Genomic DNA, 14,403 nt, shown 5'->3' with positions numbered 1-14,403 from the left:
CACACTCCGAGGCATCCACTGTACACACGGCGTATACATGCCGCGTATACGCGGTGTGTACAGTGCTGGCATGTCCATCGGTCACACCCTTCTCGGCCTGCTCGAGTCAGGCCCGCGCCACGGCTACGACCTCAAGCGCGCCTTCGACGCGAAGTTCGGTCAGGACCGGCCGCTCCACTACGGCCAGGTCTACTCGACGATGTCCCGACTGCTGAAGAACGGCCTCGTCGAGGTCGACGGCATCGAGCCCGGCGGCGGCCCCGAGCGCAAGCGGTACGCCATCACCGACGCCGGGATCACCGACGTCGAGCAGTGGCTCGCCACCCCGGAGAAGCCCGAGCCCTACCTCCAGTCGACCCTGTACACCAAGGTCGTCCTGGCCCTGCTCACCCACCGCAACGCGGCCGAGATCCTCGACACCCAGCGCGCCGAGCACCTGCGGATGATGCGGATCCTCACCGACCGCAAGCGCAAGGGGGACCTCGCGGACCAGCTGATCTGCGACCACGCCCTGTTCCATCTGGAGGCGGACCTGCGCTGGCTGGAGCTGACCGCCGCCCGCCTGGACAAGCTCGCCCAGACGGTGGTGACCGCATGAGCGCCCCCGCCGGTGCGCTGCTCGTGGCCGAGGGGCTGCGCAAGACGTACGGTCCGACGACGGCGCTGGACGGCGCCGGCTTCTCCATCCACCCCGGCGAGGTCGTCGCCGTCATGGGTCCCTCCGGCTCCGGCAAGTCGACGCTGCTGCACTGCCTCGCCGGGATCGTCACCCCGGACGCCGGGTCGATCCGGTACGCGGGGCGCGAGATGGCCACCATGGGCGACGCCGAGCGCAGTGCCCTCCGGCGCACCGAGTTCGGGTTCGTGTTCCAGTTCGGGCAGCTGGTGCCGGAGCTGAGCTGTGTGGAGAACGTGGCGCTGCCGCTGCGGCTGAACGGCACCTCCCGCAGGGCCGCCGAGCGCACGGCACGCGAGTGGATGGCCCGTCTGGAGGTCGACGACATCGCGGGCAAGCGGCCCGGTGAGGTCTCCGGCGGCCAGGGCCAGCGCGTCGCGGTGGCGCGGGCGCTGGTGACCGGCCCCCGCGTGCTGTTCGCCGACGAGCCGACCGGCGCGCTCGACTCCCTCAACGGCGAGCGGGTGATGGAGCTGCTGACCGACGCGGCACGCTCGACCAACGCGGCCGTCGTGCTCGTCACGCACGAGGCACGGGTCGCCGCCTACTCCGACCGCGAGATCGTCGTACGCGACGGCCGGTCGCGGGACATGGAGCGGATCGTATGAACCTGCGGCACTGGTTGCGGGACCTGGCGCTGGGGTTCCGGTTCGCGTTCACCGGCGGGCGCGAGGGGTGGATCCGCACTCTACTGACGGCCGTCGGCGTCGGGCTCGGTGTGGCGGTGCTGCTGCTGACCACGGCGATCCCGAACGCGCTGGCGGCACGCGACGAACGCGGCAACGCCCGCTCCGACATGGGCTTCAACCGGACGGAGCCCGAGCGGAGCGACGCCACCGTGCTGGTGGACACCGTCGACACGACCTTCCGCGACCAGGACGTACGCGGCCGGGCGCTGGAGCCCGAGGGGCCGCGTGCCCCGCTGCCGCCGGGCCTGACGACGTTCCCCGGCCCCGACGAGATGGTCGTCTCCCCCGCCTTGAAGCGGCTGCTGGAGTCGGACGACGCCAAGCTGCTGCGCGAGCGGCTGCCGCAGCGCATCACCGGCACCATCGGTGAGAGCGGTCTGGTCGGCTCCGCCGAACTCGCCTTCTACCGGGGCGGCGAGGGGCTGGCGTCCCGGCTCGACGACGGGGTGATCCGGCTGGACCGGTTCGGCGACCAGGTGGTGTCGACGGAGCGCATGGACCCGGTGCTGCTCCTGCTGGTCCTGGTCGTCGTGGTGGTGCTGCTGATGCCGGTCGGTGTCTTCATCGCCACGGCCGTACGGTTCGGCGGCGAGCGCCGGGACCGGCGGCTGGCGGCGCTGCGGCTGATCGGCTCCGACAGCCGGATGACCCGGCGGGTGGCCGGGGGCGAGGCGCTGGCCGGGGCGCTGCTCGGGCTGGTCTTCGGCACCGGGTTCTTCCTGCTGGGCCGGCAGTGGGCCGGGTCGGTGGAGGTCTTCGACGTCAGTGTCTTCCCGAGTTTCCTCACCCCCTCGCCGCTGCTCGCGCTGCTGGTTGCCGTCGCCGTGCCGGCCGCGGCCGTGCTGGTCACCCAGTTCGCCCTGCGCGGGGTGGTGATCGAGCCGCTCGGCGTGGTGCGCACCGCCCGCCCCGCGCGGCGCCGCCTGTGGTGGCGGCTGCTGCTGCCGCTCGCCGGCCTCGCCCTGCTGCTGCCGATGCTCGGCAACGGCCGTGACGGCGGCGAGTTCAACCAGTACCTCGTCACCGGCGGTGTGCTGTTCCTGCTGGTCGGGATCACCGCGCTGCTGCCGTGGATCGTCGAGGCCGTCGTCGCCCGGCTCGGCTCGGGTGCCGTCTCCTGGCAACTGGCCGTGCGGCGCCTTCAGTTGAGCAGCGGCACGGCCGCCCGCATGGTCAACGGCATCGCGGTGGCCGTGGCCGGGGCGATCGCGCTGCAGATGCTGTTCGCGGGCGTCGAGGACGACTACTCCGGCAGCACCGGCAAGGACCTCTCCCGCGCCCAGATGCAGGTCGGCGTGCCGGAGGGGCTGTCGCTCGACACGGCCAGGGCACGGTTCGAGTCGACCGAGGGCGTCACGCGGGTCTACGGCTTCGCCGAGGGCTATGTCGGCGAACGCGCCCACTCCCCCGAGAAGATGGCGCCGGTGACCGTCGGGGACTGCGCCTCCCTGCGCGAGCTGGCCGCGCTGCCCTCCTGCGAGGACGGTGACGCCTTCGTCGTCCGGGGCGGCGAGTTCGACACCGACACGCCCGTGATGGTGAAGCAGGGGCGGACGCTGTACTTCGACCCCAGCTCCGAGGGCGAGCCAACGAAGCCGATCGCCTGGCCCGTACCGCGCGACCTCAAGGAAGCCCGCTCGATCACGGACCCCAGCGGCATCCGGCGCGGCGGCGTCCTGCTGACGCGCGGCGCGCTGCCCCCCGCGGCCCTGGCGTCCGTGCCCGGCCAGTTGTATCTGCGGCTGGACGAGTCCGTGCCGGACGTGCGGGAGTACGTGCGGAACACCGCGGCCGCGATCGACCCGTCCGTCGAGCCGATGACCTGGGTGAGCACCGAGGAGAACAACAAGTTCTCCGCCATCCGCACCGGTCTGTTCGTCGGCGCGGCGGCCGTGCTCGCGCTGATCGGGGTGAGCCTGCTGGTCTCCCAGCTGGAGCAGCTGCGCGAGCGCCGCAAGCTGCTGTCGTCGCTGGTCGCCTTCGGTACGCGGCGCTCGACGCTGAGTCTGTCGGTGCTGTGGCAGACGGCGGTGCCGATCGCGCTCGGCCTCGCGTTGGCCTGTGCGGTGGGGCTGACGCTGGGTGCGGTGCTGCTGAAGATGGCGGCGGCTTCGGTCCGGGTCGACTGGGCGAGTGTGCTGGCGATGACCGGGATCGGGGCGGGGGTGGTGCTGGTGGTGACGCTGCTCAGCCTGCCGCCGCTGCTGAGGATGATGCGGCCGGACGGGTTGCGGACGGAGTAGCGCCGTGGGTGCGGATACGTTGCCGGGCGCGGGTCTCGTGGGCCGAGCCGCCCATGGATACGGCCCCGCGCCCCTAGATGGGTCCCAGCACCCGCACCGGCAGCGGTCCCAACGCCTCGCGCAACGCGGCCGCCAGCTCCTCGTACTCCTCCCCCCGCGCCGCCCCCGCCCGCATCGCCAGCGCCACGCGACGGGTGGGGGCGGGCTCGGCGAAGTACCCGGTCAGCAACTGATTGCTGCGGCTCGTCTCCACCTTGACGGCCGTCCGCGGCAGCAGCGTGCAGCCCAGCCCGCCCGCCACCAGCTGGACCAGCGTCGACAGGCCGGCCGCCGTCGTGGTGACGTCGGCGTCCTCGCGGCCGGCCTCGCGGCAGATGTCGAGGGCCTGGTCGCGCAGGCAGTGCCCCTCGTCCAGGAGGAGGAGGTTGAGCTCGCGCAGCGCCTCGCGGGGGATGCCCTCGCGGCCGCCGAGCCAGTGGTCGAGCGGCGTCACCAGGACGAAGTCCTCGTCGAAGAGGGGGAGTTCGGTGACGCCCTGGACCCCCAGCGGCACCGCGAGCAGCAGCAGGTCGAGGCGGCCGGTGTTCAGGCCCTCGACGAGGCTGGCGGTCTGCTCCTCGTGGACCTGGAGGTCGAGGTGCGGGTAGCGGTCGTGGACCAGGCGCAGCACCGTCGGCAGCAGATACGGCGCGACGGTGGGGATGACACCGAGGCGCAGGACGCCGGTGAAGGGGGCACGGACCGCCTCGGCCTCCTCCAGCAGCGCGCCGACCTCGGCGAGGACGGCCTTGGCGCGGACCGCGAGGCGTTCCCCGGCGGGCGTGAGCAGCACCTTGCGCGTCGTACGCTCGACGAGGGTCACGCCGAGCGTCTCCTCCAGCGCGGAGACCGCGCCGGACAGGGCGGGCTGGCTCATGCCGATCGCGGCGGCCGCGTCCCGGAAGTGCAGATACTCGGCGACGGCGGCGAAAGCCCGCAACTGGGACAGGCTCGGCTGGCGCCGCTTGCCCCCGACGGCCCCGACGCCCCCGACGGCACTCATGGACACTGATAACCACCTCCGATCAACACGTCCGAGTGTAGCTATTTCCCTAATCAATGCTCACTGTGCCAACATCAGCATCGTCCAACCCATGGGAAACACCACCAAAAGGGGTGTTTCTTCGCTGCAAGGAGAGCTAGTGCTCACTGTCGGTGACAAGTTCCCCGAGTTCGAACTGACCGCCTGCGTCTCGCTGGAGAAGGGCCAGGAGTTCGAGCAGATCAACCACAAGTCCTACGAGGGCAAGTGGAAGGTCGTGTTCGCGTGGCCCGCCGACTTCACCTTCGTCTGCCCGACGGAGATCGCGGCCTTCGGCAAGCTGAACGAGGAGTTCGCCGACCGCGACGCCCAGGTCCTCGGTTTCTCCGGTGACTCCGAGTACGTGCACCACGCCTGGCGCAAGGACCACGACGACCTGCGCGACCTGCCGTTCCCGATGCTGGCCGACACCAAGCACGAGCTGATGCGCGACCTCGGCATCGAGGGCGAGGACGGCTTCGCCAAGCGCGCCGTCTTCATCGTCGACCCGAACAACGAGATCCAGTTCTCCATGGTGACCGCCGGCTCCGTCGGCCGTAACCCCAAGGAGGTCCTGCGGGTTCTGGACGCCCTGCAGACCGACGAGCTGTGCCCGTGCAACTGGACCAAGGGCGACGAGACCCTGGACCCGGTCAAGCTGCTGGCCGGTGAGTGAGGCATGTCCCTCGACTCCCTCAAGTCCCGGATACCGGACTACGCCAAGGACCTGAAGCTCAACCTGGGCTCGGTCATCGGCAACTCCGACCTTCCCGCGCAGCAGCTGTGGGGCACGGTGCTGGCGACCGCCATCGCCTCCCGCTCCCCCATCGTGCTGCGTGAGCTGGAGCCGGAGGCCAAGGCGAACCTGACGCCCGAGGCGTACCAGGCCGCCAAGTCCGCCGCCGCGATCATGGCGATGAACAACGTCTTCTACCGGACGCGCCACCTGCTCTCGGACCACGAGTACGGGAACCTGCGCGCCGGTCTGCGGATGAACGTCATCGGCAACCCCGGCGTCGACAAGGTCGACTTCGAGCTGTGGTCCTTCGCCGTGTCCGCCATCAACGGCTGCGGCATGTGCCTGGACTCGCACGAGCAGGTGCTGCGCAAGGCGGGCCTGGAGCGCGAGACCGTCCAGGAGGCGTTCAAGATCGCTTCGGTGGTCCAGGCCGTCGGTGTCACCCTCGAGTCCGAGGCCGTCCTCGCCGGCTGACCTCGCAGGCTCTACGAGGCCCCGTTCACCCCTCCGGGTGAGCGGGGCCTTCGGCTTCCCGGCTGCCGGGGGCGTCCACCGGAGCGGCGTCCAGCGAGGTGGCGCCCCTGGGCTGCGGCGCCTGACGCAGCGCCTGTTCCTGCGAGTACGACCGGAGATAGCCGACCACCGTGTTCGACACCGCCACCAGCGGCACCGCGACCACCGCGCCGCCGATCCCGGCGACCATGCCGCCCGCGGCGACGGACAGCACGATCGCCAGCGGATGCACCCGCACCGCGCGGCCCAGGATGAACGGCTGCAGGATGTGGCCCTCGATCTGCTGCACGGCCAGCACCACGAGCAGCGTCATCACGGCCGTGAACATGCCCTGCGTCACCAGGGCCACGACCACCGCGAGGGCGCCCGAGACCACCGCGCCGACCAGCGGGATGAAGGCGAACAGGAAGATGAACACCGCCAGCGGCACGGCCATGGGCACATCGAGGAAGTAGATGCCCAGGCCGATGAAGATGGCGTCGATGAGGGCCACGATCACCGTGCCGCGCACATACGCCGTCAGCGTCCGCCAGGCCCGCGGACCGGCGCCCGCCACCCCCGGCCGGGCGGCGGCGGGGACCAGCTTCAGCGTCCACTCCCAGATGCGCCGGCCGTCGTAGAGCAGGAACAGCGTCGAGAACGCGGCCAGCAGGATGCCGGTCAGCGCCTCCACGATGACCGTGACGCCCTCCAGACCGGCCGAGGTGATCTGATCGGTGTTGGCCCCGATCGCCTCGCGCAGATTCTTGGCGATCTCGTTGATCTGCTTGTCGGTGACATGGAACGGGCTGTCCAGCAGCCAGCGGCGCAGCTCGTCGATGCCGTCCTGGACCTGGTCGGAGAGGTCGTCGATGTTCTCCATGACCTGCCAGGTCACGAACCACCCGATCAGCCCCATCACCACGAACCCGAGGATCGCGGTGAGCGCGGTGGCCAGACCCCGCGGCACGCCCCGCCGCCTGAGCCAGGACACGCTCGGCTGGAGCAGCGCGGTCATCAGCAGCGCGGCGACGAAGGCCAGCACCACCAGCTGTACGGCGCTGATGACCCGCATCAGCACCCACACCGTGCCGGCCAGCACCAGCAGCCGCCACCCGGCCTCGGCGGCGACCCGCACTCCCCAGGGCACGGCCTGCGCCGGGTCGGGGCGCGGCCCCACGGCGGGCTGATACGCGGGCGGCGCGGGCACGTGTGCGGGAGCGTCCTCGGGGGCGGCCTTGTGCTCGGCCTCCTCCTGCTCCACCTCGGCGCGGCGTTCGTCCAACCGCTGCCCCATCTCGGTCAGCCCGTTACCGATCCGACCGAGCCACTTCGGCACTCGCGACATGACCCGTCCTCTTCCCCCGTCTCTCCCCACCACTCCCCCCGGAGCCGTCGATCAGACCGTACAGGGCGAAAGCCCCTCCCCGATAAGACGGGGAGGGGCTTCACAAGGTTGAGAGCGCGGGTTCGCGCGAGCCTGAGGGCCTAGTACCAGTGGTTGGCCTGCCAGAACGACCACGCGCCGCAGGGGCTGCCGTAGCGCTCGTTCATGTAGTTCAGGCCCCACTTGATCTGCGTGGCCGGGTTCGTCTGCCAGTCCGCGCCGGCCGAGGCCATCTTGGAGCCGGGCAGGGCCTGCACGAGGCCGTAGGCGCCGGAGGAGGGGTTCTGAGCCTGGTAGTTCCAGCTCGACTCGTGGTCCACGATGTTGCTGAAGCAGGTGAACTGGTCGCCCGGGATCATCTGCCGCGCCATGGCCTGGACCTCGGCGACGCTGTACGAGCTCTGGACGGCGAAGTCGGAGGCGTCGGCGCGGGCGGCGCTGCGGCTGGCCGCGAGCTTCTCGGCCTCCTCGCGCTCCTTGGCGGCCTTGGCCTCCTCGGCGGCCTGGACGGCCGCTTCCTTCTTCGCGATCGCGGTCTCGGCGGCCGCCTTGCGGGCCTGCGCCTCGGCATCCTTCTTCGCGGTGTAGTCCGCGGCGATGGCCTGCGCGTCGGCCTGCTGCGTCAGGGACGCGGTCTGCACCTGGGCGTATTCGCCCGCGGGGATGTCCGCGAGGAGCGTCGCGTCGGCTGCCGTCGCTTCGGCGTCGTTGTTCTGCGCGGTGCTGCCCGAGGCAACGCCGACGACGCTTCCGACAGCGGTGACCGCGGTGGCCGAGGCCACTGCGAATCCCCGGACCGAAATCCGGCTCACACGGTTTCCTTCCAGCATCGCCCGCTTCGGTGACCCTGGCGGACGCAATCGTGCCCCTGACGCTGGCCTCCCCACTACCGGGTCACGGGAGGCACGGGCCCGGTGGGCAACTCCCGCACGGGGAGCGCCGCGTGGTGCTCGGGCGGCATACGGCGGCGCTATGGAGTTGATGCTTCAGTTGTCCCGTACCGCTGGGGGTACAGATACAGGTGTGCCGTATGCGGGGCCTGACAGGAGTGAGACTCTGCCGTAACCGGACGGCGCAAGGCAATTCTGCGTTGCGTGTGAAAGCTCACATCCGGTTTGCCCCTGGGGATTTCATCGATCGCCCCCATACGACAGCGCCGCCCCGCTAGGCTCACTGGCTTTGCGGGGCGGCGCCAACCGGGGCCGAACGGCTCACATTTGGCCGTCCTCCAGCATTTCGGTCACAAGCGCGGCGATCTGGGATCTCTCGGACCGGGTCAGGGTGACATGCGCGAAGAGCGGATGCCCCTTCAGCTTCTCCACGACGGCGACCACACCGTCGTAACGCCCGACCCGCAGATTGTCCCTTTGCGCCACATCATGCGTCAGAACGACCCGTGAATTCGCGCCGATTCGGGACAGAACGGTGAGCAGGACGTTCTTCTCCAGCGACTGCGCCTCGTCCACGATCACGAACGCGTCGTGCAGGGAGCGGCCGCGGATATGGGTGAGCGGCAGGACCTCCAGCATCCCGCGCGCGGTGACCTCCTCGATGACCTCGCGGCTGGTGACCGCGGACAGCGTGTCGAAGACGGCCTGCGCCCACGGGCTCATCTTCTCGGCCTCGGTGCCCGGCAGATAGCCCAGCTCCTGCCCGCCGACCGCGTACAGCGGACGGAAGACCATCACCTTCTGGTGCTGCCGCCGCTCCAGCACGGCCTCCAGCCCCGCGCACAGCGCGAGCGCGGACTTGCCGGTGCCGGCCCGGCCGCCCATGGAGACGATGCCGACCTCCGGGTCGAGCAGCAGGTCGAGCGCGATCCGCTGCTCCGCGCTGCGCCCCTTGATGCCGAACGCCTCCCGGTCGCCGCGCACCAGACGGACGTTGCCGTCCGGGGTGACCCGGCCGAGCGCCTTGCCGCGCTCGGAGTGGATGGTCAGACCGGTGTGCACGGGCAGGTCGGCGGTCTCGGGGACGTAGACGTGCCCTTCCTCGAAGAGGATGTCCACCTGCTCGGCGGGCAAGGTCAGTTCGGACATCCCGGTCCAGCCGGAGTTCTCCGTGATGGCGAGCTCGGCCCGGTACTCCTCGGCCTGGAGACCCACCGAGGACGCCTTGATCCGCAGCGGCAGGTCCTTCGACACGACGGTGACGTCGTACCCCTCGGCCTGGAGGTTGCGGGCCACCGCGAGGATGCGGGAGTCGTTGTCCCCCAGGCGGTAGCCGGTGGGCAGCACGCTGGGGTCCGAGTGATTGAGCTCGACACGGAGCGTTCCGCCCAGTTCACCGGTGGGGATGGGGGCGTCGAGACGGCCGTACCGCACCCGGTGGTCGTCCAGCAGGCGCAGCGCCTGACGGGCGAAGTAGCCGAGTTCGGGATGGTGCCGCTTCGCCTCCAGCTCCGTGACCACGACGATGGGGAGCACGACCTCGTGCTCGTCGAAGCGGCTCAGGGCGTTCGGGTCGGCCAGCAGGACGCTGGTGTCGAGGACATAGGTGCGCCGGTCTGACTTGTGGCGCTTTGCGCTGGTCACCACGGAAGGACGTACCCCCTCGGATGAGGTCGGGGAGCGACGAAGTGGAGCTGGACCGGTTATGACGACCCGTTTGCGCCGCGGGCCGAGAACCGGCCCTCCGCGGCTGATGCCGTGCAGGGGTCGCACGGTGGGGCTGGTGCAAAGGGCCTCCCGGGCGGACGGCCCCATGCCGTCCGCTGAGATCCGACACCCGTGGTTCGGGCGTCGACCTGCTTGCCTTATGCCCTCGAACACCCGCCGCCATGCCAGGGCATATGACGGCGGACCGGTGAACTCCTTGTTACGCGTGGTACGTCCGCCCGCGCCGGGCGCGCCGGGCCGTCAGCCGCCGTAACGCCGGTGACGTGCCGCGTAGTCGCGCAGCGCGCGCAGGAAGTCGACCTTGCGGAAGGCCGGCCAGAAGACGTCGCAGAAGTAGTACTCCGAGTGAGCCGTCTGCCAGAGCATGAAACCCGACAGGCGCTGTTCGCCGCTGGTGCGGATGACGAGGTCCGGGTCGGGCTGGGCGCCGGTGTAGAGGTGGCGGCCGATCATGTCGATGTCGACGGTCTCGGCGAGCTCGTCGAGGGAGAGGCCCTTCTCACCGGCCTCGAACAGCATCGAGCGCACCGCGTCGGCGATCTCCTGGCGGCCGCCGTAGCCGATGGCGACGTTGACGACTATCCCGTCGACGTGGGAGGTGGCCTCCTCGGCGTGCTTGAGGACCTTCTGCAGTCCGTCGGGCAGCAGGTCGCGCGTGCCGACGTGGTGCACCCGCCAGCGGCCGTCGGCGGCCAGGGAGCGGACGGTGTCCTCGATGATGCCGAGCAGGGGGACGAGTTCGTCCTCGGGGCGGTCGAAGTTGTCGGTCGACAGCAGCCAGAGCGTGACCACCTCGACGTCCGTCTCGGCGCACCAGCCGAGGAACTCCCCGACCTTGTCGGCGCCGGCGCGGTGACCGTGCACAGTGGTGGAGCCGGCGGCCCTCGCCCAGCGGCGGTTGCCGTCCATGATCACGCCGATGTGCTTGGGCACCTGAGCGTGGTCCAGGTGGCCCTCCACCCGGCGCGTGTACAGCCTGACGAGCAGGCCGCGCAGCTTGTCGCGCAGGTTCACGTGATGTTCAGCCCCTCCTGTGCGGATGCGGTCCCCGCGAGGCCGAAGCCTACCCCCGCTCAAGGACGGCTAGAGCCGGAGGGGCGGGAGAGGGGGGTGCGTACTGCCGCGGGCAAGAAAAACGGGCCGGTCCGTGGGGGGGAGACGGACCGGCCCGAGGGGGGGTTTCCACCATAACCCTTCGTAAGTGATGCTGCGTGCACCGGCGCGCCGCAATTACTCTGCGGAATCGGGCGGCGACGCGCCGCTGGCCTGGGAACGCCCGGTCCACCAGGTCTTCCCGGCCGGGACCGGCCGGTACGACGGCCGGGAGAGAGTCCCTCCGACGGGCTAACGGGGCGGCGAACGCGCACTTGACGGCCGGAGGAAGGCAGGGCACCGCGCAGCCCCCTCCACCGCGCGGTGCCTCCCGCGCAGCTTTGCTCACGCGAATTACCTTGGTCTGAACTTACGTGAGATCGGTGATCGACTGCGAGTCGTTCGCGATAACGATGTGGAAAAAGGGTGAGCGGTGGGGCTGAAGGTGTGAGGAGGCCACGGGGAGGTGCAAGCGGCGGCTTGCACGCGGTGGGCAGCCGGGCTTGCACGCGGCGGGCAGCCGACGGTTTGCGTGCGGCGGGCAGTTTGCGTGCGGCGGGCGGGCGGCGGATTACCCGCGGCGGGCAGCCGGCCGGTTACGCGTGGCGGGCAGCGGGCGGCTTGCGGGCGTCGAACAGGTGGCGGCTGCTGTGGGCGACGAACGGTCCCTCCGCCTCGATCCGCTCGTGCAGCGCGCGCAGCTGCGGCTCGTACGCCTCGACGGTGAAGCCGGGCACCATCCAGACGACCTTGCGCAGGAAGTGCACGACGGCGGCGATGTCGTAGAACTCGACCCGCAGCCGCTCCGCCCGCAGCGCGACGACCTCCAGTCCGGCGGCCTCGGCGTCCGCGCGCTCGCGCTCGGGGTCGCGGGCGGTGCGCACCTCCTCCGGCAGCGGCCCCAGGAAGTGCTCGACGAGCTCGAAGACGCTGCGCGGGCCGACGTGCTGGGCGAAGTAGCTGCCGCCGGGTGCCAGCACGCGGGCGATCTCGGTCCAGTGGGGGCGGACCGGGTGCCGGCTGGAGACCAGGTCGAAGGTGCCGTCCGCGAAGGGCAGCGGGGCGTCCTCCGCGGCGGCCACGACCTCGACGCCGTGCCGCCCGAGGAGCGCGGCGGCCTTCTCGGCGTTGGGCGGCCAGCCCTCGGTCGCGGCGAGGCGGGCGGGCTTGCGGGAGGCGCGGGCCAGGGCGAAGTCCAGCACCTCACCGCCGCCCGTCTGGACGTCCAGCGCGGCCTCGGCCGCGGCGAGGCGCCCGGCCAGCGCGGTGGCGTACCCCCAGGAAGGCCGTGCCTCACTTGCCCGCCCCTCGAACCAGGAGAAGTCCCAGCCCTCGGTGGGGACGGCGGCGCCTTCGGCGACGAGCTCTTCGAACCTGCGGGTGGTCATGGGGCGATGATGCGAGGCGGGGCGGGCTGAGCGGCCCGGCCCGCACCGCTGCTCAGGGCACAAGGGGCCGGACCTCCTCGGCGACGAACCGGAGGAAACCCTCGGGGTCGGGTTCGTCCGCGGTCGGCTGGAGGACGACGGTGTCGGCACCGGCGTCGGCGACGAGCCGCACCGCCTCGGCGACGGCCTTGGCGTCCCCCGCGGCGCCGAGCTCGGGCACGTCGGCGACGCCCTCCGCGGTCAGCTCGGCGTGCAGGCGCGCGGCGGCGTCGGGGCCGGTGGCGGCGACGAGATAGACGACGAGGTGGTGGCGGTCGGTGCGCCCGGCGGCCGCCCGCCCCTCGTCGACGAGCCGCCGGGCCGCGCGCACGCCCTGCGGGGACGTGCCCGCGTGCAGGATCGTGCCGTCGGCGGCCTCACCGGACAGGCGCAGCGTACGAGGGCCGGTGGCGCCGCAGAACACGTCGACCGGCGTCCGGGGCGGCCAGTCGAGGGCGACGCCGTCGAGCCGGACGTAGCGCCCCTGCCGGCTCACCCGCTCGCCCCGCAGCAGCGCCCGCAGCGCGTCGAGATGCTCTCGCAGCAGCGTCAGCGGCGACTCGGCGCGCGCGCCCACCTGTCCCATCCAGTCCTGCACCCCGTGCCCGACGCCGACCATCGCGCGCCCCGGGAACATCCGGTTCAGGGAGGCGACCTCCATCGCGGTGAGGGCCACGTTGCGCAGCGGCACGGGCAGCAGTCCGACCCCGACCCGCACCCGCTCGCTCCACGCGAGCGCGGCGGCGGCGGTGGAGATGCCGCCTTCCAGGAAGCAGTCCTCCCACAACCACAGCTGCTCCAGCCCGCTGTCCTCGGCGACCCGGACCACCTCCCGCAGACGCTCGGGCGGAAGCTGCGGACGGAAGACGGCACCCAGTTCGGTCATGGAACCTTCCTATCCGGGGGATGAGGAGCGGACAACTGCTTTACGGTCGTGGGGAGTACGGGAGGAAGGCGGGCGCCGCGCATGACCCGAGGCCGATGGAGGGACGGGCGGGGACGCCTGCTGCTGGAGGCCCCTGCCGCCGAGCCCGTCCCCCTGGAGATCGCGACCTCCTACCGCGCCCGCACCCGCGGCCTCCTGGGCCGGACCGCCGTCGACGGCGCCCTCCTTCTCTCCCCCGCCGGAAGCATCCACACGTTCGGCATGCGCATCCCCATCGACGTGGCGTACCTGGACCGCGACCTCACGGTCCTCTCCGTACGGACCATGCCCCCCAACCGTCTGGGCCTGCCCCGCCCGCGCGCCCGACATGTCCTGGAGGCGGAGGCGGGGGCGATGGAGCGCTGGGGGCTCCGCCGGGGGACGGTGGTCAGGGTGGAGCCGGAGCGCCCCCGCTGAGCCGGCGTCCGGGCCCGGCGGGTTCAGCCCTCGCCGCGGGGGAAGGAGATCTCCACCCGGCGGTTCTTCTTGCGGCTGGCCTCGGTGGTGTTGGAGGCGATGGGGTACTGCTCGCCGTAGCCGCGGACCTCGAAGGTGATGTCGGGGTCGTTGAGGGTGCCGTCGAGGATGGCGTGGACGGCGTTGGCGCGTTGCCGGGAGAGGACGTCGCCGTGGGCCGAGGAGCCGAGGTCGTCGGTGAAGCCGAAGACGCGGACCTTGGTGGCGTTCTGGGCGCGGATCTCCTCCGCGATCGCGGCGATACGGGCCCTCGCCTCCGGGCCGAGCCTCGCGCTGTCCCTGCCGAACAGCACCTCGGCCTGCAGGGCGAACTTCACGTCCGCGTTGGTGTCCTCGCGGCGTTCGTCGCCGCTCTCCTCCTCCACGACCTGCTTGATGTCCAGCACCTTCGGCTCCGCCAGCGTCGCCCCCTCGGGGAGCTTCAGATCCGGATCGTTCCCGTCCACCTCCACCGGCGCCACCGCCGTCGGCTCCGTACCCGGCGGCACGCTGGGCTTGTCGTCCGCCCACGCGGGCGTCGTGGTGGCCAGGAGAAGGGTGGTCGCGGTGAGGGCCAGGGTCAGGCGGGTTGGGGTCAT

Annotated in this window: 14 protein-coding genes; 6 read left to right on the top strand and 8 right to left on the bottom strand. The window is 71.4% G+C overall.

The genetic code is table 11. The annotated features are described in order from the left end of the window. Positions 1-70: 70 nt before the first annotated feature. Genes ACSU6M_RS22015 through ACSU6M_RS22005 form a run of 3 tightly spaced genes read left to right on the top strand, consistent with a single transcriptional unit; the run spans position 71 to position 3,608 of the window. A complete protein-coding gene (locus tag ACSU6M_RS22015; RefSeq protein ID WP_437071603.1) occupies positions 71-598 on the top strand; it encodes a PadR family transcriptional regulator in 528 nt (175 codons plus the stop codon). Beyond that, complete coding sequence (locus ACSU6M_RS22010) at positions 595-1,284, top strand: ABC transporter ATP-binding protein (RefSeq protein WP_437071601.1); 690 nt, start codon at positions 595-597, stop codon at positions 1,282-1,284. The genes ACSU6M_RS22015 and ACSU6M_RS22010 overlap by 4 nt, the downstream gene beginning before the upstream one ends. Next, the gene (locus tag ACSU6M_RS22005) at positions 1,281-3,608 is read left to right on the top strand and encodes an ABC transporter permease (RefSeq protein WP_437071599.1); all 2,328 of its coding nucleotides are present in this window, start codon (positions 1,281-1,283) and stop codon (positions 3,606-3,608) included. The genes ACSU6M_RS22010 and ACSU6M_RS22005 overlap by 4 nt, the downstream gene beginning before the upstream one ends. Before the next feature lie 73 nt (positions 3,609-3,681). On the opposite strand, the gene ACSU6M_RS22000 is transcribed toward ACSU6M_RS22005, so the two are convergent. Next, the gene (locus tag ACSU6M_RS22000; protein WP_437071597.1) at positions 3,682-4,650 is read right to left on the bottom strand and encodes a LysR substrate-binding domain-containing protein; all 969 of its coding nucleotides are present in this window, start codon (positions 4,648-4,650) and stop codon (positions 3,682-3,684) included. Between the two features lie 139 nt (positions 4,651-4,789). Here ACSU6M_RS22000 and ACSU6M_RS21995 point away from each other — a divergent pair, with 139 nt between their 5' ends. Both ACSU6M_RS21995 and ACSU6M_RS21990 read left to right on the top strand, forming a co-directional pair. After that, a complete protein-coding gene (locus ACSU6M_RS21995; RefSeq protein WP_437071595.1) occupies positions 4,790-5,344 on the top strand; it encodes a peroxiredoxin in 555 nt (184 codons plus the stop codon). Between the two features lie 3 nt (positions 5,345-5,347). Beyond that, a complete protein-coding gene (locus ACSU6M_RS21990) occupies positions 5,348-5,881 on the top strand; it encodes an alkyl hydroperoxide reductase (RefSeq protein ID WP_437071593.1) in 534 nt (177 codons plus the stop codon). A gap of 25 nt (positions 5,882-5,906) precedes the next feature. On the opposite strand, the gene ACSU6M_RS21985 is transcribed toward ACSU6M_RS21990, so the two are convergent. The 6 genes from ACSU6M_RS21985 to ACSU6M_RS21960 all read right to left on the bottom strand — a co-directional run bounded on the left by ACSU6M_RS21985 (position 5,907) and on the right by ACSU6M_RS21960 (position 13,309). Further along, complete coding sequence (locus ACSU6M_RS21985; protein ID WP_437071592.1) at positions 5,907-7,247, bottom strand: AI-2E family transporter; 1,341 nt, start codon at positions 7,245-7,247, stop codon at positions 5,907-5,909. A 140-nt stretch (positions 7,248-7,387) separates the two neighbouring features. Then, positions 7,388-8,098: a transglycosylase SLT domain-containing protein gene (locus ACSU6M_RS21980; protein ID WP_437071590.1), complete on the bottom strand. Its 711-nt coding sequence runs from the start codon at positions 8,096-8,098 to the stop codon at positions 7,388-7,390. Between the two features lie 399 nt (positions 8,099-8,497). Continuing rightward, the gene (locus tag ACSU6M_RS21975; protein WP_437071588.1) at positions 8,498-9,823 is read right to left on the bottom strand and encodes a PhoH family protein; all 1,326 of its coding nucleotides are present in this window, start codon (positions 9,821-9,823) and stop codon (positions 8,498-8,500) included. A gap of 321 nt (positions 9,824-10,144) precedes the next feature. Continuing rightward, entirely contained in the window at positions 10,145-10,918 is a 774-nt protein-coding gene (locus tag ACSU6M_RS21970) for an isoprenyl transferase (RefSeq protein WP_437071586.1), read from the bottom strand. Positions 10,919-11,592: 674 nt separating this feature from the next. Further along, the gene (locus tag ACSU6M_RS21965; RefSeq protein ID WP_437071584.1) at positions 11,593-12,384 is read right to left on the bottom strand and encodes a methyltransferase domain-containing protein; all 792 of its coding nucleotides are present in this window, start codon (positions 12,382-12,384) and stop codon (positions 11,593-11,595) included. A 52-nt stretch (positions 12,385-12,436) separates the two neighbouring features. Beyond that, positions 12,437-13,309 carry an LLM class flavin-dependent oxidoreductase gene (locus ACSU6M_RS21960; protein WP_437071583.1) on the bottom strand — a complete coding sequence of 291 codons (873 nt, stop codon included), beginning with the start codon at positions 13,307-13,309 and terminating at the stop codon, positions 12,437-12,439. A gap of 81 nt (positions 13,310-13,390) precedes the next feature. Between ACSU6M_RS21960 and ACSU6M_RS21955 the strand changes: the two genes are divergently transcribed. Continuing rightward, on the top strand, positions 13,391-13,765 hold the full coding sequence (locus ACSU6M_RS21955; protein WP_437071582.1) for a DUF192 domain-containing protein: 375 nt from the start codon (positions 13,391-13,393) through the stop codon (positions 13,763-13,765). Positions 13,766-13,788: 23 nt separating this feature from the next. Here the strand turns inward: ACSU6M_RS21955 and ACSU6M_RS21950 are convergent, their stop codons facing one another. After that, a complete protein-coding gene (locus ACSU6M_RS21950) occupies positions 13,789-14,403 on the bottom strand; it encodes an OmpA family protein (protein WP_437071581.1) in 615 nt (204 codons plus the stop codon).

The organism is Streptomyces sp. enrichment culture (assembly GCF_964272895.1).
Classification (GTDB): domain Bacteria; phylum Actinomycetota; class Actinomycetes; order Streptomycetales; family Streptomycetaceae; genus Streptomyces.
The sequence above is the reverse complement of the archived record's forward strand: the minus strand, read 5'-3'. Positions and strand labels throughout refer to the sequence as shown.